Source organism: Simiduia agarivorans SA1 = DSM 21679 (assembly GCF_000305785.2).
Taxonomy (GTDB): Bacteria; Pseudomonadota; Gammaproteobacteria; order Pseudomonadales; family Cellvibrionaceae; genus Simiduia; species Simiduia agarivorans.
On the sequence record NC_018868.3, the window covers coordinates 2,753,580 to 2,774,042 of the forward strand.

The following is a 20,463-nucleotide window of genomic DNA, read 5'->3' on the forward strand; positions in this document are numbered from 1 at the left end:
GTTATTAACAATGATTCACAGGTTTATCCACTAACCGTCTGTTTTATATACAAATTTGTCGCCAAGCCACCTGTGGCTGTGGATAACCGGTTGGACAAACCGTAAAAACCCTTAGTGTAAAAACTGTCTGTTTTTTGACCGTCGGCCCTTCTGTGGAAAAGCGCCACTTTTACAGACAGCTTGCCCCCGCCAAATAACCGCCTTGCCCAAGGCATTTCCCCGTTCTTACCCTCTCACCAACCTATTGATTTATATGACGTTTAATTACTTATCCACAGAAATCCGCCCGCCTATATATAACAACATCATTAAAAAACTCTTTTTATATACATACATATATTTAATAACTTATTTGTTTACTGATTAATTCAAATTGTTCAATCGATGTTTTTTTGAACAAAGCTGAACATAGGCATATAATCGCCGCCCTTTTTCTTAACCGAAGCGATTCCATGGACTACCCGAGCCAGTTTGATGTGATTGTGATTGGTGGTGGCCATGCGGGCACAGAGGCCTGCCTGGCTTCTGCCCGCATGGGTATGAAAACCCTGCTGCTGACCCACAACGTAGAAACGCTCGGGCAGATGTCCTGTAATCCCGCTATCGGCGGTATCGGCAAAAGCCATCTGGTCAAGGAGATTGACGCGCTGGGAGGGGCCATGGCCACCGCCACTGATCTCGGCGGCATCCAGTTCCGTGTGCTCAATGCCCGAAAAGGCCCTGCGGTGCGAGCGACCCGTGCACAAGCGGACCGGGTGCTCTACAAGGCGGCCGTGCGTGAAATACTCGAAAACCAACCCAATTTATGGATTTTCCAGCAGGCGGCGGAAGACCTGATCGTGGAAAACCACCGCGTGACCGGCGTCCTGACCCAAATGGGCTTGCGGTTCCGCGCCCCGGCGGTGGTGTTGACTACCGGGACTTTCCTGGGCGGCAAAATCCATATCGGATTACAGAATTACGCGGGCGGCCGCGCGGGCGATCCGCCCAGCATCGCGCTCGCAGACCGCTTGCGCGCGCTGGACTTGCCGGTAGACCGGCTGAAAACCGGGACGCCGCCGCGCATCGATGCGCGCTCGGTCAACTTTGAGGGGCTCGAACAACAATGGGGCGACGACCCCAGACCGGTGATGTCGTATCTGGGCAGCCGCAGTCAGCATCCGGAACAACGCTGCTGCTGGATTACCTACACCAACAGCCAGACCCACGACATCATTCGCGGCGGACTCGATCGTTCGCCCATGTATTCGGGCGTAATCGAGGGCGTTGGACCGCGTTATTGCCCGTCCATCGAAGATAAAATCCATCGCTTTGCCGACAAGGACAAGCACCAGGTATTCATTGAGCCCGAGGGCCTGACCACGCATGAACTGTATCCGAACGGCATTTCCACCAGCCTGCCGTTTGATGTGCAATTGAATCTGGTGCGCTCCATCAAAGGTTTTGAAAACGCCCACATTGTGCGTCCGGGCTACGCCATTGAGTACGATTACTTCAATCCACAAGCGTTGAGTTACAGTCTGGAAACCAAGGCCATTGGCGGTTTGTTTTTTGCCGGTCAGATCAACGGCACTACCGGCTATGAAGAGGCCGGTATTCAGGGTTTGTTGGCCGGTACCAATGCCGCCTTGCAGGTGCAGGGCAAAGCGCCCTGGTGTCCGGGCCGCGACGAAGCTTACCTCGGTGTGCTGGTGGATGACCTGATTACGCTCGGCACGCAAGAGCCCTATCGCATGTTTACCAGTCGCGCGGAATACCGCTTGCTGTTGCGCGAAGACAATGCCGATCTTCGATTGACCGAAAAAGGCCGTGAGCTGGGCCTGGTGGATGATGTGCGCTGGGCGGCATTCAATCAAAAACGTGAAGCAATTGCGCGAGAAAACCAGCGATTGAAAGATACCTGGATTCAGGCCAAAAGTGATGCGGCAAAAACATTGGCAAACATCACCGGCAGTGAACTGACGCGCGAATACAGTTTGCACGATCTGCTGAAACGTCCAGAACTGACGTATGCGCATGTCACCGCCTTTGATCCGGTGGCGGTGGACGAAGCGGTAGCAGAACAAGTGGAAATCGGCATCAAATATGCTGGTTACATTGATCGTCAGCAGGAAGACATCGATCGCCTGCGTGCCAATGAAGCCATGCTGTTACCTGCCGACCTCGACTACAGCGCTGTGGATGGCTTATCAAATGAAGTCAAACAGAAGCTGTCGCAGTTAAAACCGGAAACACTGGCTAAAGCGTCACGCATTCCCGGCGTTACGCCGGCGGCGGTGTCGCTGTTAATGATCTATCTGAAAAAGCGCGGGCTTTTGAAAAGACCTGCAACAGAAAACACCAGGGCCGTTTAAACGTTTATGGATTCGAACACGTTATTTTCAGATCAGCTGTCGCGCGGTCTGAAGTTGATGGGCATGACGGTTGCACCTGAACAACAACAACTACTGGTCAATTATTTGTGCCTGTTTGAGAAGTGGAACAAGGCTTACAACCTTTCAGCTATCCGTGAACGCGAACATATGGTCTCGCGTCATTTGTTAGACAGTTTGGTTGTCGCGCCCCATTTGCGCGGTGAAAATTTTATTGATGTGGGCACCGGCGGTGGTTTACCCGGTATACCGCTCAGCATTTTATGGCCCGAAAAAAAATTCACTCTGCTCGATGCGAACGGCAAAAAAACCCGCTTTTTATTTCAGGTAAAAACGGAGTAAACTGACCAATGTCACGATTGAAAATCGTCGTGTGGAAGAGTTCGTGCCAGTGCAAAAATTTGACGGGGTGATATCCCGCGCCTTCGCCAGCCTCTCCGATATGGTGCAGGGCTGTCATCAGCTTTTGTTACCCGAGGGCCGCTTCTGGGCGCTGAAAGGCGTCTACCCCACTGACGAGTTGAGTGCATTGGAAAAACACTATAATGTCGAGGCCTGTCACCGGCTCGACGTTCCCGGTTGTGACGGCGAGCGCCACTTGCTCGAATTGTCGGCCGGACCACAATAATTACTGACGGCCTTTCCGGCCCCGAAGCCCTGCATCCCGAGGGAAGTCTCTGTGAGCAAGATTTACGCAATTACCAATCAGAAAGGCGGCGTGGGCAAAACCACCACCTGCGTTAACCTGGCGGCATCTTTGGTTGCCACCAAAAAACGCGTCTTGTTGGTGGATCTGGACCCTCAGGGCAATGCCACTATGGGCTCCGGCATCGACAAAAACAGCCTGAAAGAATCCGTGTACGATGTCTTGCTGGGTGAGGCTGCCTTGCTGGATGTGATTCAGCGTTCGGAATCCGGTGGCTATGATGTGCTGCCGGCCAATGGCGACCTGACTGCCGCCGAAGTGCAGCTGCTCGACATGGACCGCAAAGAACAAAGGCTCAAGCTGGCACTGAAGGATGTGGCAGACAAGTGGGATTACGTGCTGATCGATTGCCCACCGTCACTCAACATGCTGACGGTCAACGCGCTCACAGCCGCACGCGGGGTTATCATCCCCATGCAGTGCGAATACTATGCATTGGAAGGTTTGTCGGCATTGGTGGAAACCATCAACCAGATTACGGCGGTGCTGAATCCGGGGCTTGTTATCGAGGGAATTCTGCGTACCATGCACGACCCACGCAACAGCCTGACGGTGGATGTGTCGGCCCAGTTGACCGAGTATTTCGGCGACAAACTCTACCGCACCTGCATTCCGCGCAATGTGCGCCTGGCCGAAGCGCCGTCGTTTGGTCAGCCGGCTTTGAGCTATGATGCCCAATCCAAGGGTGCCATTGCCTACCTGGCGCTGGCGGGAGAAATGCTGCGCCGCAATGAGGCCAGCCTGAAAGCCACTGAACACAGCGCCGTGTAAAGCACCGGGCGCACAGCAAGGAAACACAAGATGGCCGCAAAACGCAAAGGGTTGGGACGTGGATTGGACGCGCTGCTGGGCGCCAGTAAGCCCGCTACCGATGGCGCTGTACCCGCCGATGCGAACCCGGTTTCCTCAGACGGTAAACTGGCTGAGTTGCCAGTGGAGCTGATTCAGCGCGGCAAATACCAGCCCCGCCGCGACATGCACCCGGAAGCGCTGGAGGAACTGGCAGCATCCATCAAGGCCCAGGGCGTCATGCAGCCCATCGTGGTGCGCGGCATTGGCGAGGGTCGCTACGAAATCATCGCCGGTGAGCGCCGTTGGCGCGCCACGCAATTGGCGGGGCTGGAGAAAATTCCCGCGGTTGTGCGCGATGTACCGGATGAAGCCGCCATTGCCATGGCGCTGATTGAGAATATCCAGCGCGAAGACCTGAACCCGGTTGAAGAAGCGGTGGCGCTCAAACGCCTGCAGGACGAATTCGACCTGACCCATCAGGAAGTGGCCGATGCGGTGGGCAAGTCCCGTACCACCGTCACCAACCTGCTGCGACTGATTGCCCTCACGCCCGAAGTGAAGAAAATGCTCGAGCACGGGGACCTGGAAATGGGCCATGCCCGTTGCCTGCTCACCTTGGACGATGCTGACCAGCGCGAAGTAGCCCGCCAGGTGGCAGCCAAAGGTCTGTCGGTGCGCCAGACCGAAGCGTTGGTGCGAAAACTTCAGCAGGAGCAAACCAAAGCGGTACCGGCAGAGACCCAGAGTCCGGATGTACGCCATCTGGAAGAAGGTTTGTCGTCGCACGTGGGGGTTCCGGTTCAGGTGCAGCAATCCGCCAAAGGCAAGGGTAAGCTCATTCTGTCCTACAACAGCTTGGATGAGCTGGATGGAATTCTCGCCCACCTGCGTTATTCGGCTGATAGTTAGTACTTACCTAATCTTTACTTCACATGGGTGGCCTGAATAGCCACTATTGCGCTCAAACGACCGTTGGTTGCGGTTGAATGCCCACACCGATAAACCTATAATGCGCGACGCCCCAGTGCAGGCCGAAAGGCTTGCACCGGCAAAGCAGGTGCAAAATGGTCGAACCGCTGGCCCCACAAAACAATGCCTCAGACGTACCCGAGAGTACCCGTGGCCAGCCGTAGCAAGCCTCCGATTTTTACGTGGCTGGGAATAGAACTGGTGTGTTTAGCACTGGTTGTGGGCTCCGTTTGGGTGATTGAACCCGATAGCGTTGAGCCGCCCAGGCTGTGGATGTCTTGTCTTTTCGGCGGGCTGGTCGCCATCATTCCCCACACCTACTTTGCCGGGCTGGCCTGGCGTTTCGCCGGCGCACGCGCGGCCCGTGCTGTTGTAAACAGCTTCTACCGCGGTGAGAGTGGCAAGTTTGTGTTAACACTGGTGGGCTTTGGGTTGATCTTTGTGTCCCCGCTGCCAGTTAACCCGTTAGCGTTATTTGTGTCCTACGGACTGATGCTCGCCCTGCAGATAGGGCTCGCAGCACGGTTCGCCCGATAGGCCAAATGGGAAAACGCTTTGGTGCGATTTTTTTAAAATCATTGAGGTGCTTGAGTCACTATGGCAAGCGAAGGAATCACCGCAACCGGTTATATCCAACACCACCTGCAGAACATGGCCTATGGCAAATTGCCTGCTGGCTATGAGCGCGTTGGCGCTGACGGCACAGTTACCGTGCTGGAGCAGGATACCTGGACCCTGGCCCACACATCGCAAGAAGCGATCGATATGGGCTTCTGGGCTGTTCATCTGGACTCCTTGGGCTGGTCTATCGCTCTGGGTCTGTTGTTCGCGTTTCTGTTCCGTCGCGTAGCCGTCAAAGCCACCACCGGTGTTCCCACTGGCGTGCAAAGCTTTGTTGAGCTGGTAGTGGATTTCGTGGACAACACCGTGAAGGACACTTTCCATCACCGCAACACCATGATCGCGCCTATGGCACTCACAATTTTCATGTGGGTGTTCCTGATGAACCTGATGGACCTGATACCAGTAGACTGGCTGCCCATGGCGGCGGCGAAAATTGCCGGCGATGATCACCTGTTCTTCAAAGTGGTGCCCACCACCGACCCGAACATTACCCTGGGTATGGCCTTTGCCGTGTTCATGCTGATGATTTTCTTCAGCATCAAAGAGAAGGGTTTCATGGGCTTTGTGAAAGAGCTGACCTTGCACCCGTTCCACGCGGGCAAGTGGTACATCGACATCATTCTGATTCCGATCAACCTGATCCTGGAAACTGTATCCCTGATCGCCAAGCCGATTTCCCTGGGCTTGCGACTGTTCGGCAACCTGTATGCCGGTGAAATGATCTTCATCCTGATTGCCCTGATGTTTGGTGGCGGCTTGCTGCTGGGCTTGGGTGCGGGTGTACTGCAATGGGGCTGGGCGGTATTCCACATCCTGGTTATTACCCTGCAGGCGTTTGTATTCATGGTTCTCACCACTGTGTATATGGCAATGGCCCATAACACAGAGGAAGACCACTGATTTTTAACTTTGTTTTAACTTTTAACTTTACTCTACGCTAGGAGAAAACAATGGAAGCACTTGGTTTGGTATACGTAGCATCTGCACTGCTGATCGGTCTGGGCGCTCTGGGTACTGCAATTGGTTTCGGTACACTGGGTGGCAAGCTGCTGGAAGGTGCTGCGCGTCAGCCTGAACAAGCGCCGGCTCTGCAGGGCAAAATGTTCCTGATGGCAGGTCTGCTCGACGCCGTTCCAATGATCGGTGTTGGTATCGGCATGTACCTGATCTTCGTAGTGGCTCCTGGCCTGGCAGGTTAATCCCCCACTTTTTTGCCTTTTAACCACTCACATAAAGAGCAAGAGGTGTTGGTGTGAACATTAACCTGACCCTGATAGGCCAATCGATTACCTTTCTGGTATTCGTCTGGTTCTGTTGGAAATACGTGTGGCCCGCGCTGATTGGCGTGATGGCCGAGCGTGAAAAGAAAATTGCTGATGGTCTGCAGGCGGCTGAACGCGCTGACAAAGACCTGGAACTGGCGCAGAAGAAAGCCACCGATCAACTGAAAGAAGCCAAGGCGCAAGCGGCTTCAATCATTGAGCAGGCCAACAAGCGCGCCAGCCAGATCGTAGAAGAAGCGAAAGAGCAGGCCCGTGCCGAAGGCGATCGCCTGAAGGCCGCTGCCCAGTCTGAAATTGAGCAGGAAGCCAACCGTGCCAAAGAAGCCCTGCGCGCGCAGGTTGCTGGCCTGGCATTGGCGGGCGCCACCAAAGTACTGGGTGCATCGGTTGACGAAGCCAAGCACGCGGATCTGCTGAACCAACTGGCAGCTGAGCTGTAAGCGAGGAACCATGGCTGAATTGACCACCCTGGCCCGACCTTACGCCAAAGCGGCTTTCGAGTACGCGCAGGCGAACAAGGACCTCGCAGGTTGGTCTGCCATGCTGGCTACGGCGGCTGCCGTTGCCCAGCAGGACGTGATTCAGCAGGTGATCAGCCTGCCGTCTTACACAGCAGACCAGAAAGCGCAGATTTTTGTCGACGTGTGCGGCGATCAGCTGACAGGCCCCGGCCAAAACTTTATTAAGAACCTGGCGGCGAATAAGCGCCTGACCCTGTTGCCGCACATCGCAGCAATCTACGGTCAGCTTAAAGCCGAGCAGGAAAAATCCATCGACGTGGAAGTGGTATCCGCATTTACCCTTTCCGCCGACCTTCAAGAGAAATTGGCTACCGCACTCAGCAAGAAGCTGAGCTGTGACGTGCGTGTACAGGCCAGCGTTGATCAGAACCTGATCGGTGGTGCGATTATTCGCGCCGGCGATACCGTAATTGATGGTTCTGTCCGCGGTCGCCTGGCCAAGCTCGCCGAAGCGATGAACGCCTAACTCTTAGGATTGAGGAAATTAGCATGCAGCAACTGAATCCTTCGGAAATCAGTGAAATCATCAAAGGCCGCATCGACAAACTGGACGTTGCGACCGAAGCCAAAAATGAAGGCACCATTGTGTCCGTCTCCGACGGCATTATCCGCATCCACGGCCTGGCCGATGTGATGTACGGTGAAATGATCGAGTTCGACGGCGGCCTCTATGGCATGGCGTTGAACCTGGAGCAGGACTCTGTGGGTGCGGTAGTTCTGGGTGACACCAGCGGACTGGCCGAAGGCCAGAAAGCCCGTTGCACCGGCCGCATTCTCGAAGTACCCGTGGGCGAAGGCCTGCTGGGGCGCGTGGTTGACGCGCTGGGTAACCCCATCGACGGCAAAGGCGCACTTTCCACCACCGAAACCGATGCCATTGAAAAAATTGCCCCCGGTGTTATTGCCCGTCAGTCAGTGGATCAGCCAGTGCAGATCGGTCTGAAAGCCGTTGACGCGATGGTACCCATCGGCCGTGGCCAGCGCGAGCTGATCATTGGTGACCGCCAGACCGGTAAAACCGCCATCGCCGTTGATGCCATCATCAACCAGAAAGGCACCGGTATTAAGTGTGTGTACGTGGCCATCGGCCAGAAGGCCTCTTCTGTTGCCGCGGTGGTACGTAAGCTGGAAGAACACGGTGCCATGGATCACACCATCGTGATCGCTGCAACCGCGTCAGACCCAGCCGCCATGCAGTTCCTGGCGCCATTTGCCGGTTGCACCATGGGCGAATACTTCCGCGATCGCGGTGAAGACGCACTGATCATTTACGATGACCTGACCAAGCAGGCCTGGGCCTACCGTCAGATCTCCTTGTTGCTCCGTCGTCCACCAGGCCGTGAAGCCTACCCCGGTGACGTTTTCTACCTGCACTCCCGTCTGCTGGAGCGCGCTGCGCGTGTAAACGCTGAGTACGTAGAAAAATTCACCGACGGCAAAGTGAAAGGTAAGACCGGTTCTCTGACCGCGCTGCCGATCATTGAAACTCAGGCGGGTGACGTATCGGCATTCGTACCGACCAACGTGATCTCTATTACCGATGGTCAGATCTTCCTGGAAACCAGCTTGTTCAACGCCGGTATCCGCCCTGCCATGAACGCCGGTATCTCCGTATCGCGTGTAGGTGGTGCGGCGCAGACTAAGGCTGTTAAAAAGCTGTCAGGTGGTATCCGTACCGCGCTGGCTCAGTACCGTGAACTGGCGGCTTTCTCCCAGTTCGCATCTGACCTGGACGAGGCCACCAAGGCCCAGCTGAACCACGGTGAGCGCGTAACCGAGCTGATGAAGCAGAAGCAGTACCAGCCGCTGAAAGTAGCGGAACTGGCTGTAGTGGTTTACGCCGCTAACGAAGGCTTCCTCAAAGACGTTGAAGTAGCCAAGATTGGTGCCTTCGAGGCCGCCCTGCTCTCTTACATGAACAGCGAACACGCTGACCTCATGAAGAAAATTAACGAAACCGGCGATTACAACGATGAAATCGCGGCGACGTTCAAGGGCGCTCTGGAGAAATTCAAGGCAACCCAAACCTGGTAATCATTGGGGCCCTGTGCCCCTTTGATCAAAGCAACGAATCTGTTTGAGGCCCGACATGGCAGCCGGAAAAGAGATACGTACTCAGATAACGAGTATTAAAAATACGCAGAAGATCACTTCCGCCATGGAAATGGTGGCGGCGAGCAAGATGCGTAAAGCGCAGGATCGCATGCAACTTGGCAAGCCCTACGCACAGCGTATTCGTGCTGTGGTAGGTCATATTGCCAATGCTGCGCCCGAATACCAGCACCTGTACATGCAGGAGCGTGAGGTTAAGCGCGTTGGCTTCATCCTGATTTCAACCGACCGGGGTTTGTGTGGTGGTTTGAACATTAACCTGTTCAAAGCCGCGCTCAAATCCATGAAGGAATGGAACGCAAAGGGTGTTGGCATCGACATCTGCACCGTGGGCGCCAAAGCCCAGGCGTTTTTCAAGAGCTATGGCGGCAACGTGGTTGCCGGCGTACGCGATCTGGGTGAAGAGCCATCGCTCGCTACCTTGATCGGCAGCGTGAAAACCATGCTCGATGCCTATGCGGATGCAAAGATCGACCGTTTGTTCCTGGTGGGTAACGATTTCGTTAACACCATGACCCAAACACCTTACGTGAACCAGCTGTTGCCGTTGAAGGCAGAGCAGGATGAAAAGCTGACCCACACCTGGGACTACCTGTACGAGCCGGATGCCAAGGCACTGCTCGATGGTCTGTTAACCCGCTACCTCGAATCACAGGTCTATCAGGCCGTGGTTGAGAACGGAGCCTGTGAGCAGGCCGCGCGTATGCTGGCGATGAAAAACGCCACCGACAACGCCGGCGACCTCATCAAGGATCTGCAGCTGGCATACAACAAGGCCCGTCAGGCTGCGATTACGCAGGAACTGTCCGAGATTGTGGGTGGTGCAGCGGCCGTTTAAGGCCGGCGCTTTAAGAATTGAATTTAGGTTTTAAGAGGAACCGGAAATGAGTAGCGGACGCATTGTACAAATCATCGGTGCCGTTATTGACGTGGAGTTTCCGCGTGATTCCGTACCCCAGGTTTATGACGCACTGGTTGTATCTGGCAAGGGTCTGACCCTTGAAGTGCAGCAGCAGCTGGGTGACGGTGTAGTACGCGCAATTGCCATGGGCTCGTCGGAAGGCTTGTCCCGCGGACTGAGCGTTGATAACACCAAGGCACCAGTATCCGTACCCGTGGGTGTAGAAACCCTGGGTCGTATTATGGACGTATTGGGTAACCCCATCGATGAAGCGGGCGAGATCGGTGAAAAGGCACGTATGCCTATCCACCGTAAAGCCCCGGCTTACGACGAGCTGTCAGCCTCTGCTGACCTGCTGGAAACAGGCATCAAGGTTATTGACCTGGTGTGTCCTTTCGCCAAGGGCGGTAAGGTTGGCCTGTTCGGTGGTGCCGGTGTAGGCAAGACCGTAAACATGATGGAACTGATCAACAACATCGCCAAGGCGCACTCGGGTCTGTCCGTATTCGCCGGCGTGGGTGAGCGTACCCGTGAAGGGAACGACTTCTACCACGAGATGAAAGAGTCCAACGTACTGGACAAAGTGGCGATGGTGTACGGCCAGATGAACGAGCCGCCCGGCAACCGTTTGCGCGTGGCCCTGACCGGTCTGACCATGGCGGAAAAATTCCGTGACGAAGGTAAAGACGTTCTGCTGTTCGTAGACAACATTTACCGTTACACCCTGGCCGGTACTGAAGTATCTGCACTGTTGGGTCGTATGCCATCGGCGGTAGGTTACCAGCCGACTCTGGCGGAAGAGATGGGCGTGTTGCAGGAGCGTATTACCTCCACCAAGACCGGCTCAATCACCTCCGTACAGGCTGTTTACGTACCCGCGGATGACCTGACTGACCCGTCGCCAGCCACCACCTTCGCGCATTTGGACTCCACTGTAGTACTGAGCCGTGACATCGCCGCCAAGGGTATTTACCCGGCGATCGACCCGCTGGATTCCAGTTCACGTCAGCTGGACCCGCTGATCATCGGCACCGAACACTATGAAGTGGCCCGTGGCGTGCAGACCGTGCTGCAGCGTTACAAGGAATTGAAAGACATCATCGCGATTCTGGGTATGGACGAACTGTCTGAAGAAGACAAACAGACCGTATACCGCGCGCGTAAAATCGAGCGTTTCCTGTCGCAGCCATTCCACGTTGCCGAAGTATTTACCGGTGCTCCCGGCAAGTACGTGCCACTGAAGGACACTATCGCTGGCTTTAAGGGCCTTCTGTCCGGTGAGTTCGATCACCTGCCAGAGCAGGCGTTCTACATGGTTGGCTCAATCGACGAAGCCGTCGAAAAAGCCGGCAAAATGAAGAAGTAACAGCCCTTAAACGAGGCGAAAAGTATGGCTATGACAGTCCATTGCGATATTGTCAGTGCAGAAGAAGCCATCTACTCCGGCCTGGTTGAGCTGGTGGTAGCGGCGGGTACCGAAGGTGATCTGGGTATCACTTACGGTCACGCGCCCCTGCTGTCCGGTCTTAAACCCGGTCCGGTGCGGATCAAAAAGCAAGACGGCGAAGAAGAAATCTACTATGTGTCGGGCGGTTACCTAGAGGTTCAGCCCCACCATGTGACGATTCTGGCCGATGCGGCTCTGCGCGCTGACGACCTGGACGAAGCCGCTGCGCTGGAAGCGCAAAAGGCTGCCGAACAGCAATTGCACAACCAAAGCGGCGAGATCGACTTCTCCCGCGCGGCGGTGGAGTTGGCTGAGGCTTCCGCCAAGCTTCGTACATTGCAGCAAATCCGCAAGAACCTGAACAAGTAAACCGTTCAAAGGTTCAGGCGAAATTGCCGTAGAAAAAGGGTAGCATTAGCTGCCCTTTTTTATTTGTAACGCAAAAATTACGATGTTCCGTCGGGGCGTCCAGGGACGGCCGGGAACCGACACAAGAGAGCTTATGTTAGACATCGTTGTCCTCGCGGCCGGAAAAGGCACGCGCATGAAATCCGACCTGCCCAAGGTACTGCACCCGGTGGCGGGCAAACCCCTGCTTCAGCATGTACTGGATACCGCCCAGACCCTGGGTGATGAAGACACCCAGAACATCGTGGTGGTGGGCCATGGCGCTGAAAAAGTCAAACAGCGCGTCGCCGCCCCTCATCTGCATTTTGTCGAACAACTGCAGCAGTTGGGAACTGGCCATGCAGTTCAGCAAACCTTGGATCAGCTTCGCGATGATGCCATTGTGCTCATTCTCTACGGGGATGTTCCACTGATCGCACGGGAAACCCTGGCTAATATGCTCACCAAGGTGAACCATTTTGATATGGCCCTGCTGACCGTGAAATTGTCCGATCCGATGGGGTATGGCCGCATATTGCGCGATCACCAGGGCAACATTGTTGCGATTGTTGAACAAAAAGACTGCGTGCCGGAACAACTTAAAATTCAGGAAGTGAACACCGGCGTGATGGCTGTACAAGGCTCACACCTGAAGCGTTGGTTACCGGAGCTCACCAACGACAACGCGCAGGGCGAATATTACCTGACCGATGTGATTGCGCTGGCCAACCGGGACGGCATCAATGTCACCGGTGTACATCCCCTGTCTGAACTGGAAGTCTTGGGTGTAAACAACCGACGTCAGCAGGCTGAGCTTGAACGCTTCTACCAGAAAACCAACGCCGACAAGCTGATGGATGCGGGTGTTACCCTTCTCGACCCCTATCGCTTTGATGTGCGCGGTGAATTGCATTGCGGCACTGACGTGGTTGTTGATGTCAACTGTGTATTCGAAGGCAGGGTTCAGCTGGGCAATGGTGTCATCATCGAACCTAATTGCGTACTGAAAAATGTCGTCGTGGGCAATAACACGGTTATTAAAGCCAATAGTCACCTTGAAGACGCGATCGTTGCAGACAATTGCGACATAGGGCCTTATGCCCGATTAAGACCCGGCACTGAATTGGCCGAGGGCGCTAAAATTGGCAACTTTGTTGAAACAAAAAAAACCTATGTGGGTCGCGGCAGTAAAATCAATCACCTGAGTTATGTGGGGGATTCGACTCTGGGTGAAAAGGTCAACGTCGGTGCAGGCACCATTACCTGCAATTACGATGGCGTGAACAAATTCAAAACAGAAATAGGTGACGGCGCTTTCATCGGCTCCAATTCATCTCTGGTTGCACCGGTGTCCGTCGGTGCCGGCGCTACCGTCGGAGCAGGATCGACTGTCACTAAAAATGTAGAGCCAGATGAACTGGCCATTGCCCGTGGTAAGCAGCGAAATATCAAAGGCTGGCAAAAGCCAACTAAAAAATAGCGAGTTTCTAATTCCCAGTTCCAGAGTATTAGGGACTGGTGACTTTAAAAGACAGGAAAAAACTATGTGTGGAATTGTAGGTGCCGTCGCTCAACGCAATGTGACTGGCATTTTAATCGAAGGATTGAAGCGACTGGAATACCGCGGTTATGACTCTGCCGGTGTTGCATTGATTGAACAAAATGGCGACTTGGCCGTACGAAAAGCTGTGGGTAAAGTGAAAGCCATGACCGATAAGGTTGATGCAGCCCCGGTGTCAGGTACCACCGGTATTGCCCATACCCGCTGGGCAACCCATGGCAAGCCTTCCGAACTCAATGCGCACCCACACACCTCCACACACATCGCTGTGGTTCACAATGGCATTATCGAAAATCATGGAGCTTTGCGTGAAGCTCTGAAATCTAAAGGTTATGCATTTGTTTCAGAAACCGACACCGAAGTCATTGCTCACCAAATTGAGGACCTGATTAAGCAAGGGAACAATCTGAAGGTTGCGACCCAGAAGGCTGTGGCAATGTTCGAAGGAGCATACGCGATTGCAGTCATAGACACCCGCCGCCCCAATGAATTGGCCGCCTGCCGCTCTGGTAGCCCGTTGGTTCTTGGCTTGGGTATTGAAGAAAACTTTGTGGCATCTGACCAAATGGCGTTGCGCCAGGTTACGGACCGCTTTGTATTTCTGGAGGAAGGCGATTTTGTTTACCTCACGCTTGAAGGATACAGCCTGTTCAACGAGCAAGGAGAACCGGTAGAGCGCCCGGTTAAACAACTCACCGATGAACATGTGGTGGCCGACAAAGGCGGGTATCGCCATTTCATGCTGAAGGAAATTTTTGAGCAGCCCGCCGTATTGAGTCGTACCCTGCAGGGGCGTATCAGCAAAACACGGGTGATGGAGCAGGCTTTTGGCGCCGATGCAGAAAAAATATTCGATCAGGTTAAAGGCGTACAAATCGTTGCCTGTGGTACCAGTTATCATGCCGGTTTGGTTGCCAAGTACTGGCTGGAATCCATTGCTGGATTGCCCTGTAATGTAGAAGTAGCGAGTGAATACCGTTATCGCAGGGTTTTTGTATCAAAAGACACCTTGTTTATAACCATTTCCCAGTCGGGTGAAACCGCGGATACGCTTGCCGCTTTACGAGAAGCCAAAAAATCTCACTACTTAGCCAGCTTGGTTATCTGTAACGCACCCAATTCGTCGTTGGTACGAGAATCGGACCTGGTATTTATGACCCAAGCGGGTCCCGAGATAGGGGTCGCATCCACCAAAGCGTTCACCACCCAATTGGTTGCACTGCAGCTACTCACTATTGCATTGGGTCGGCGACACGGATTAGCGGAACAAACAGAAGCTGACATGGTCGGTTCGCTGGCAAGCCTGCCAGATCAGATCGAAACTGCTTTGGGATTGGATGATACCATCAAGCATGTGAGTGAAAAGTTCGCCGACAAACACCATGCATTGTTCCTTGGCCGCGGGGTTGAATACCCGGTGGCGATGGAAGGCGCGCTCAAGCTAAAAGAGATTTCATACATTCATGCAGAAAGTTACCCGGCAGGTGAGCTTAAGCATGGTCCTTTGGCCTTGGTAGATGCAAATATGCCCATTGTGGCCGTTGCACCCAATAACGACCTGATGGAAAAACTTAAATCCAATCTGGAAGAGGTACAGGCTCGGGGCGGTAAACTGTTTGTTTTTTCCGATCAGGCCGATGCCTTCCCCTCGTCGGAGGAAGTTACTGTTATAGATGTTCAGTCGGTACCCGATACTATCGCCCCTATGGTGTACACCATCCCTTTACAATTACTCAGCTACCACGTCGCCATCGTAAAAGGGACCGATGTTGACCAGCCACGCAACCTGGCGAAATCGGTCACTGTTGAGTAATGACAGAACGGCTTGACCAACGGCTGGTTCAACTGGGCCTGGCGCGCTCCCGTGCCCAGGCTCAAGCGCTGATCAAAGCCGGTAAAGTCACATTGGGCGGCAACGCAATCACCAAACCGTCACACCCCTGCCCCTCCGACGCGCTTCCGATCATTGAAGACAGCGAGCTCACCCGCTATGTGTCACGCGGGGGTAAAGCTGGAGGGCGCTATCAAAAAAGCAGGCATTGATGTGACTGGTCTTACATTATTGGATATGGGTCAATCCACTGGTGGCTTTACCGATTGCTTACTGCAGGCAGGCGCTAAAAAAGTGGTCGGTGTAGATGTAGGGTGCGATCAATTGGACAATTCCCTACGGAGCGATACCCGCGTGGTTTCCTTCGAGGGCATTAACGGCCGTGAGCTGCCTGCGGATGATCTCATGGCCTATGCACCTGACGGTTTTGACGGCGCTGTTATGGACGTGTCATTCATTTCCCAAACGCTTCTGTTGCCATCGCTCATACCGTTGATCCGCCCAGGTGGTTTTCTACTGTCCTTGGTTAAACCGCAATTTGAGTTGCAACCCAATCAGATTGGCAAGGGCGGCATAGTCCGGAATGTGGCTCACTACCATCTGGTAGAAGAAAAACTCCGAAGTTGCCTTTGCGAACACGCTATGTCTGTGAAAGATTACTTTGTTTCACCGATTGCAGGTGGCGATGGTAACCGGGAATTTTTTGTTTTTGCCTGGAAATAAAAATTAGTTGGCGTAATTGCCATTGAATTAACGCGCACAGCTTCCCAGTTTTTGTTCCCGTAGTGCAAGCTCCTCTTCAAAGGGTCTGAGTCCGTATTCTGCTCTTATTTGGTCGAGATTTGCGCGCGAAGAAACCCCGCTTACTGCTTTGTAAGCTCCGTCAATACAGCGTATAAAGGTGCCGTACTTCTGTGGTTTGCCTTCCTGGATGAGAATTTTGTCAGTAATATCAGGGTAGTACCAATCCTCTGCCTCACCATTTTTTGACCACTGTTCGAGCGCGGCTTGCACTTTTTTCATCAGATCGGGTCGGTTTGAGAAATGCTGCAAGACGGTAAAAAAATATTCTCCGATTGACTTTTCATACTTTGACCATACCGGCCATCCTCGTTCTGCAAGATATTGCTCAAAAAAAGGCGTCGCTGCTAAAACAGCCTCACATCGCCGTTGTGTCAGATGATACTCAAGGTATTGTCTGACGGCAGACGAACTGGTGAATTCCTTTGAATGTTCTACATAGAAATAGAGAATGGTGCCTTGATCTCCGGCAACGATATCAGCCAACTCTTCTGCGTGCGAAAAAGTACCTAGTTCATGTATAACTTCTTTACGGTAATCGCGCAGATAGCTATCAAGATTTGACAGAACTGTCTTAGCGATATGCCTGTTTATAATATACTGTTCGTAGGAGTCTGAACGGCTTATTAATTCCAATTCACTGATTTGTTGCCTGACTGCGTTCGCATCAAGGCACATTATTGGTGAAAATTCTGTAGTCTGCCACGCAAAGGGAAGTGACTCTGATGCTCTTGAGCGGAATGTCTCAATCAACGTATAAGCTTTCTCGATGTCTGATTTTATGTTTAAGGCTGATTTATCGTGCAGAAAGACATCTTTAGCGCGTACTTCCCAATAGTCAGAATTTGCATGCGCTTGAATTGAAAAAATAAAAATTTGAATAAGTATAAAAACTGTTCTGCACATATTCATAGATCCATTTTAGAATAGGTGGTAACAGGACGGCGTGTAATTAGAAAAAAATCTAAACTCGCAGTTTCCTCAAACCCTGTTTTAATCTGAATAAATGGTCATGTAGTTTAGGTCCTTTGTGTTTCGCAACACCAATGGCGAGCACATCAATAACAACCAGATGAGCGATGCGCGAGGATAGCGGCGTGTATATCTCAATATCTTCTTCCACATCCACTTCGATAGGAATGCTGGCCTTCTGAATCACGGGTGAGCCGGAGGGGGCAATACCGATGACGATCCCGCCCACGCTTTTTACTACGTCCATAGCATCCAGCAGCGCCTTAGTGCGGCCTGACTGAGAAATAGCCACCACTACATCGCCCGGTTGCATGCTCATGGCACTCATGCATTGAATGTGGTGGTCGGCGTAGGCGGCGGTGGCGAGTTGCAGGCGGAAAATTATGCTGGGCGTCGGCTGCCACTGCGCCACTGGCGCCAAAGCCGAAAAATTCCACCCGGTTAGCTTTGCACAGGGCGTTTACGGCGCGGTCGAGTACTTCGGCGTTCAATGAGTCGCGCACTTTCAATAAGGTATCTACGGTAGAGTCGAAAACCTTGTGGGAATAGTCGGCGACCGAATCGTCATCGGTCACTGCGATCTGGCCAAAACTAGGACTGGCGGCCAACTGTTGGGCCAGGTTGAGTTTGAAGTCCTGGAACCCTTCGCAGCCAATGGCGCGACAAAAGCGTACCACCGTGGGTTCGCTGACTTCTGCCTGCTTGGCCAGATCCACGATGCGCATGTGAATAATATCGGCAGGTCGGCTCAGAACAAACTCGGCCACTTTGCGTTCCGATTTTCGCATCGTTAAGATAGCATCACTGATTTTTTGCGTCATCAACGCGGGCTTCATAGTGAATTCCCTGTAAAATTATTCGATCTGGCGCGATCATCGCCTAAGTATTCTGTTTTTTCGCGTGTCGGTGACTTGCGTACCGGCTTTATTGTATCTGGTTATGTAGTAAAAACATCAGTTTTCTGTAGTTTTGCTACATCTTTATTGATTTGGTGTACATGGACGTTTCCCGTCTACTCGATGATCTCAATGACGCGCAGCGCGAAGCCGTATCGGCTGACCCCTGCAATCAACTCATTCTGGCGGGCGCCGGCTCGGGCAAGACCCGGGTGCTGGTGCACCGGATTGCCTGGCTGATAGAAGTGGAGCAGATATCGCCGGCCTCGGTGATGGCAGTTACCTTTACCAATAAGGCTGCGCGGGAAATGCGCGCCCGGTTGGAACAACTGCTGGGCCTGAACCCACGTGCCATGTGGGTAGGCACCTTTCATGGCCTTTGCCACCGGTTGTTGTCCATGCACAACCAAGAGGCCAGATTGCCCCAAAATTTCCAGATTCTGGACTCCGATGATCAGGTCAGGTTGATCAAGCGCATCATCAACGAATTGAATCTGGATGAAAAACAGTGGCCCGCGAAACAGGCCGCCTGGTGGATTAATGGCCAGAAAGATGAAGGCCGTCGCGCCGCTCACATCGACGATGGTGGCGATCTGTACATGAAAACCCATCTGGCGATCTATCATCGCTACGAGGCCGCCTGCCAGTCTGCCGGGCTGGTGGATTTTGGCGAATTGCTGTTGCGCGCGTTGGAATTGCTGCGCGATACCCCGGCCCTGTTGCGCCATTACCAACAACGTTTTCCCTTTATTCTGGTCGACGAGTTTCAGGATACCAACGCGGTGCAATATGCCTGGTTGCGGGTACTTGCCGGAAAAAGCGCCTGTGTCACTGCGGTGGGTGATGATGACCAGTCTATCTATGGCTGGCGCGGTGCGCGTATTGAAAACATCCAGCATTTTGATCGGGATTTTGCCAACACCAAAACGATCCGGTTGGAACAAAATTACCGCTCTACTGCCAATATCCTGAATGCCGCCAATGCGGTCATTGGCAATAACCACGGCAGATTGGGAAAAGAGTTGTGGACTGCTGGCGACGAAGGCGAAAAAATCGCGCTCTATGCCGCCTACAACGAGCAGGACGAAGCGCGGTTTATTACCGAGCGTATCGAGCAATGGCATGGCCAGCCCAATGCCAGATTGGATCAGGTGGCCATCCTGTATCGCTCCAACGCCCAGTCCCGGGTGCTGGAAGAGGCGCTTTTGCGCGAGCGCATTCCCTATCGCATCTACGGCGGCCAACGATTCTACGAGCGGTTAGAAATCAAAAACGCATTGGGTTATCTGCGATTGATCAATAATCCGGAAGATGACACAGCGTTCGAGCGGGTAATCAATACACCTACGCGAGGCATCGGGGAGAAATCGGTGGATGCCATTCGCCAGTTCGCCCGTGCCGAAGGCTGTTCGCTGTGGCAGGCCGCTAGCAAAATGGTTGAACAGAAAGTACTGGCGGCGCGAGCCCGTTCAGCGGTAGAGGCTTTCCAGTTGCTGGTCACTGAGCTGCAGCAAAGCACGGTTGAGCTGCCCTTAGGGGAAATGGTCGATAAGGTCATCAAAGGCACTGGATTGCTGGATTTTCACCGCAACGAAAAAGGCGAGAAAGGTCAGGCCCGGGTGGAAAACTTGCAGGAACTGACTAACGCCTGTGGCAGCTTCCGGGGAGAAGACGAAAATCTGACCGAGCTGGCTGAATTCCTAGCGTCGGCAGCACTCGATGCAGGCGAACAACAGGCAGATGAGTTCGAAGACGCCGTGCAATTGATGACATTGCATTCAGCCAAGGGGCTGGAATTTCCCTTGGTTTTTCTGGCCGGCATGGAGGAAAACCTGTTTCCCCACAAAATGTCGGCGGAGGAGCCAGGCAGGTTGGAAGAGGAGCGCCGGTTGGCCTACGTGGGTATCACGCGGGCCATGGAGAAGCTTTATCTGACCTATGCCGAATCCCGTCGTATGTACGGCCAGGAAAATTACAACCCGCTATCGCGCTTTGTGCGGGAAATACCCAATGACTTATTGGAAGAGGTGCGCATAAAAGCCAGCTTCAGCCGGCCCGTGAGTTTTGATCGGGAGGCACCCGCGGGTCGCGCGCCATTGCCGGATGCAGTGTCGGAATCCGGTTTATCGTTGGGGCAATTGGTGGCACACCCCATGTTTGGTGAAGGTGTGATTACCGACTTTGAAGGCCAGGGGCACAATGCCAGAGTCAGGGTCAATTTTGCCGATGCCGGCAGCAAGCTTCTGGTGTTACGGCTCGCCAAACTCGAACCCCTGTGAATAATAAAA

20 protein-coding genes and 1 pseudogene are annotated in these 20,463 nt (G+C 53.5%); 18 read left to right on the forward strand and 3 right to left on the reverse strand.

Features of this window, described 5'->3' with window-relative positions:
• Window positions 1–452 precede the first annotated feature (452 nt).
• The 17 genes and pseudogenes from mnmG to M5M_RS12305 all read left to right on the forward strand — a co-directional run bounded on the left by mnmG (window position 453) and on the right by M5M_RS12305 (window position 16,229).
• Window positions 453–2,354: a tRNA uridine-5-carboxymethylaminomethyl(34) synthesis enzyme MnmG gene (gene mnmG / locus M5M_RS12230; RefSeq protein WP_015047816.1), complete on the forward strand. Its 1,902-nt coding sequence runs from the start codon at window positions 453–455 to the stop codon at window positions 2,352–2,354.
• A 6-nt stretch (window positions 2,355–2,360) separates the two neighbouring features.
• A pseudogene (gene rsmG, locus M5M_RS12235) lies at window positions 2,361–3,000 on the forward strand (16S rRNA (guanine(527)-N(7))-methyltransferase RsmG).
• Window positions 3,001–3,051: 51 nt separating this feature from the next.
• Entirely contained in the window at window positions 3,052–3,849 is a 798-nt protein-coding gene (locus M5M_RS12240; RefSeq protein WP_015047819.1) for a ParA family protein, read from the forward strand.
• 30 nt (window positions 3,850–3,879) lie between these two features.
• Entirely contained in the window at window positions 3,880–4,779 is a 900-nt protein-coding gene (locus tag M5M_RS12245; protein WP_015047820.1) for a ParB/RepB/Spo0J family partition protein, read from the forward strand.
• A 261-nt stretch (window positions 4,780–5,040) separates the two neighbouring features.
• Window positions 5,041–5,376, forward strand: a complete 336-nt coding sequence (locus M5M_RS19925; protein ID WP_015047821.1) for an ATP synthase subunit I — start codon at window positions 5,041–5,043, stop codon at window positions 5,374–5,376.
• A 60-nt stretch (window positions 5,377–5,436) separates the two neighbouring features.
• Complete coding sequence (atpB, locus tag M5M_RS12255) at window positions 5,437–6,363, forward strand: F0F1 ATP synthase subunit A (protein ID WP_015047822.1); 927 nt, start codon at window positions 5,437–5,439, stop codon at window positions 6,361–6,363.
• A gap of 50 nt (window positions 6,364–6,413) precedes the next feature.
• Window positions 6,414–6,662 carry a F0F1 ATP synthase subunit C gene (gene atpE, locus M5M_RS12260; protein WP_015047823.1) on the forward strand — a complete coding sequence of 83 codons (249 nt, stop codon included), beginning with the start codon at window positions 6,414–6,416 and terminating at the stop codon, window positions 6,660–6,662.
• Window positions 6,663–6,715: 53 nt separating this feature from the next.
• The gene (locus M5M_RS12265) at window positions 6,716–7,186 is read left to right on the forward strand and encodes a F0F1 ATP synthase subunit B (RefSeq protein ID WP_015047824.1); all 471 of its coding nucleotides are present in this window, start codon (window positions 6,716–6,718) and stop codon (window positions 7,184–7,186) included.
• A 10-nt stretch (window positions 7,187–7,196) separates the two neighbouring features.
• Window positions 7,197–7,733, forward strand: coding sequence for a F0F1 ATP synthase subunit delta (locus tag M5M_RS12270; protein WP_015047825.1), 537 nt, complete (start codon window positions 7,197–7,199; stop codon window positions 7,731–7,733).
• Between the two features lie 23 nt (window positions 7,734–7,756).
• A complete protein-coding gene (gene atpA, locus M5M_RS12275; protein WP_015047826.1) occupies window positions 7,757–9,301 on the forward strand; it encodes a F0F1 ATP synthase subunit alpha in 1,545 nt (514 codons plus the stop codon).
• A gap of 55 nt (window positions 9,302–9,356) precedes the next feature.
• Window positions 9,357–10,217 carry a F0F1 ATP synthase subunit gamma gene (atpG, locus tag M5M_RS12280; RefSeq protein ID WP_015047827.1) on the forward strand — a complete coding sequence of 287 codons (861 nt, stop codon included), beginning with the start codon at window positions 9,357–9,359 and terminating at the stop codon, window positions 10,215–10,217.
• Between the two features lie 46 nt (window positions 10,218–10,263).
• On the forward strand, window positions 10,264–11,646 hold the full coding sequence (atpD, locus tag M5M_RS12285; RefSeq protein WP_015047828.1) for a F0F1 ATP synthase subunit beta: 1,383 nt from the start codon (window positions 10,264–10,266) through the stop codon (window positions 11,644–11,646).
• 24 nt (window positions 11,647–11,670) lie between these two features.
• Window positions 11,671–12,096 carry a F0F1 ATP synthase subunit epsilon gene (locus M5M_RS12290; RefSeq protein WP_015047829.1) on the forward strand — a complete coding sequence of 142 codons (426 nt, stop codon included), beginning with the start codon at window positions 11,671–11,673 and terminating at the stop codon, window positions 12,094–12,096.
• A 133-nt stretch (window positions 12,097–12,229) separates the two neighbouring features.
• Entirely contained in the window at window positions 12,230–13,594 is a 1,365-nt protein-coding gene (gene glmU / locus M5M_RS12295; protein ID WP_015047830.1) for a bifunctional UDP-N-acetylglucosamine diphosphorylase/glucosamine-1-phosphate N-acetyltransferase GlmU, read from the forward strand.
• A 64-nt stretch (window positions 13,595–13,658) separates the two neighbouring features.
• Complete coding sequence (gene glmS / locus M5M_RS12300; RefSeq protein WP_016389396.1) at window positions 13,659–15,488, forward strand: glutamine--fructose-6-phosphate transaminase (isomerizing); 1,830 nt, start codon at window positions 13,659–13,661, stop codon at window positions 15,486–15,488.
• Window positions 15,488–15,718: a S4 domain-containing protein gene (locus tag M5M_RS20795; RefSeq protein WP_015047833.1), complete on the forward strand. Its 231-nt coding sequence runs from the start codon at window positions 15,488–15,490 to the stop codon at window positions 15,716–15,718. Before glmS ends, M5M_RS20795 begins: the two co-directional genes overlap by 1 nt.
• Window position 15,719: 1 nt before the next feature.
• Window positions 15,720–16,229 (forward strand): TlyA family RNA methyltransferase, encoded by a 510-nt coding sequence (locus tag M5M_RS12305; RefSeq protein ID WP_015047834.1) that lies wholly within the window; start codon window positions 15,720–15,722, stop codon window positions 16,227–16,229.
• Window positions 16,230–16,256: 27 nt separating this feature from the next.
• Here the strand turns inward: M5M_RS12305 and M5M_RS12310 are convergent, their stop codons facing one another.
• From M5M_RS12310 to M5M_RS12315, 3 genes are read right to left on the reverse strand one after another with little or no spacing between them, the layout of a single operon-like run.
• Window positions 16,257–17,213: a DUF6624 domain-containing protein gene (locus M5M_RS12310; protein ID WP_015047835.1), complete on the reverse strand. Its 957-nt coding sequence runs from the start codon at window positions 17,211–17,213 to the stop codon at window positions 16,257–16,259.
• A gap of 58 nt (window positions 17,214–17,271) precedes the next feature.
• A complete protein-coding gene (locus M5M_RS21100) occupies window positions 17,272–17,607 on the reverse strand; it encodes an SIS domain-containing protein (RefSeq protein WP_476749546.1) in 336 nt (111 codons plus the stop codon).
• Entirely contained in the window at window positions 17,543–18,115 is a 573-nt protein-coding gene (locus M5M_RS12315) for a MurR/RpiR family transcriptional regulator (RefSeq protein WP_016389400.1), read from the reverse strand. Before M5M_RS12315 ends, M5M_RS21100 begins: the two co-directional genes overlap by 65 nt.
• A 161-nt stretch (window positions 18,116–18,276) precedes the next feature.
• Between M5M_RS12315 and uvrD the strand changes: the two genes are divergently transcribed.
• Entirely contained in the window at window positions 18,277–20,454 is a 2,178-nt protein-coding gene (gene uvrD / locus M5M_RS12320) for a DNA helicase II (protein WP_015047836.1), read from the forward strand.
• Window positions 20,455–20,463: the final 9 nt, after the last annotated feature.

Bases quoted from the DNA above. Each gene is read 5' to 3' on its own strand.
- mnmG (WP_015047816.1), top strand. From the start codon at position 453: ATGGACTACCCGAGCCAGTTTGATGTGATTGTGATTGGTGGTGGCCAT.
- M5M_RS12245 (WP_015047820.1), top strand. From the start codon at position 3,880: ATGGCCGCAAAACGCAAAGGGTTGGGACGTGGATTGGACGCGCTGCTG.
- atpB (WP_015047822.1), top strand. From the start codon at position 5,437: ATGGCAAGCGAAGGAATCACCGCAACCGGTTATATCCAACACCACCTG.
- atpE (WP_015047823.1), top strand. From the start codon at position 6,414: ATGGAAGCACTTGGTTTGGTATACGTAGCATCTGCACTGCTGATCGGT.
- M5M_RS12270 (WP_015047825.1), top strand. From the start codon at position 7,197: ATGGCTGAATTGACCACCCTGGCCCGACCTTACGCCAAAGCGGCTTTC.
- atpA (WP_015047826.1), top strand. From the start codon at position 7,757: ATGCAGCAACTGAATCCTTCGGAAATCAGTGAAATCATCAAAGGCCGC.
- atpG (WP_015047827.1), top strand. From the start codon at position 9,357: ATGGCAGCCGGAAAAGAGATACGTACTCAGATAACGAGTATTAAAAAT.
- atpD (WP_015047828.1), top strand. From the start codon at position 10,264: ATGAGTAGCGGACGCATTGTACAAATCATCGGTGCCGTTATTGACGTG.
- M5M_RS12290 (WP_015047829.1), top strand. From the start codon at position 11,671: ATGGCTATGACAGTCCATTGCGATATTGTCAGTGCAGAAGAAGCCATC.
- glmU (WP_015047830.1), top strand. From the start codon at position 12,230: ATGTTAGACATCGTTGTCCTCGCGGCCGGAAAAGGCACGCGCATGAAA.
- glmS (WP_016389396.1), top strand. From the start codon at position 13,659: ATGTGTGGAATTGTAGGTGCCGTCGCTCAACGCAATGTGACTGGCATT.
- M5M_RS20795 (WP_015047833.1), top strand. From the start codon at position 15,488: ATGACAGAACGGCTTGACCAACGGCTGGTTCAACTGGGCCTGGCGCGC.
- M5M_RS12310 (WP_015047835.1), bottom strand. From the start codon at position 17,213: ATGTGCAGAACAGTTTTTATACTTATTCAAATTTTTATTTTTTCAATT.
- M5M_RS21100 (WP_476749546.1), bottom strand. From the start codon at position 17,607: ATGAGTGCCATGAGCATGCAACCGGGCGATGTAGTGGTGGCTATTTCT.
- M5M_RS12315 (WP_016389400.1), bottom strand. From the start codon at position 18,115: ATGAAGCCCGCGTTGATGACGCAAAAAATCAGTGATGCTATCTTAACG.
- uvrD (WP_015047836.1), top strand. From the start codon at position 18,277: ATGGACGTTTCCCGTCTACTCGATGATCTCAATGACGCGCAGCGCGAA.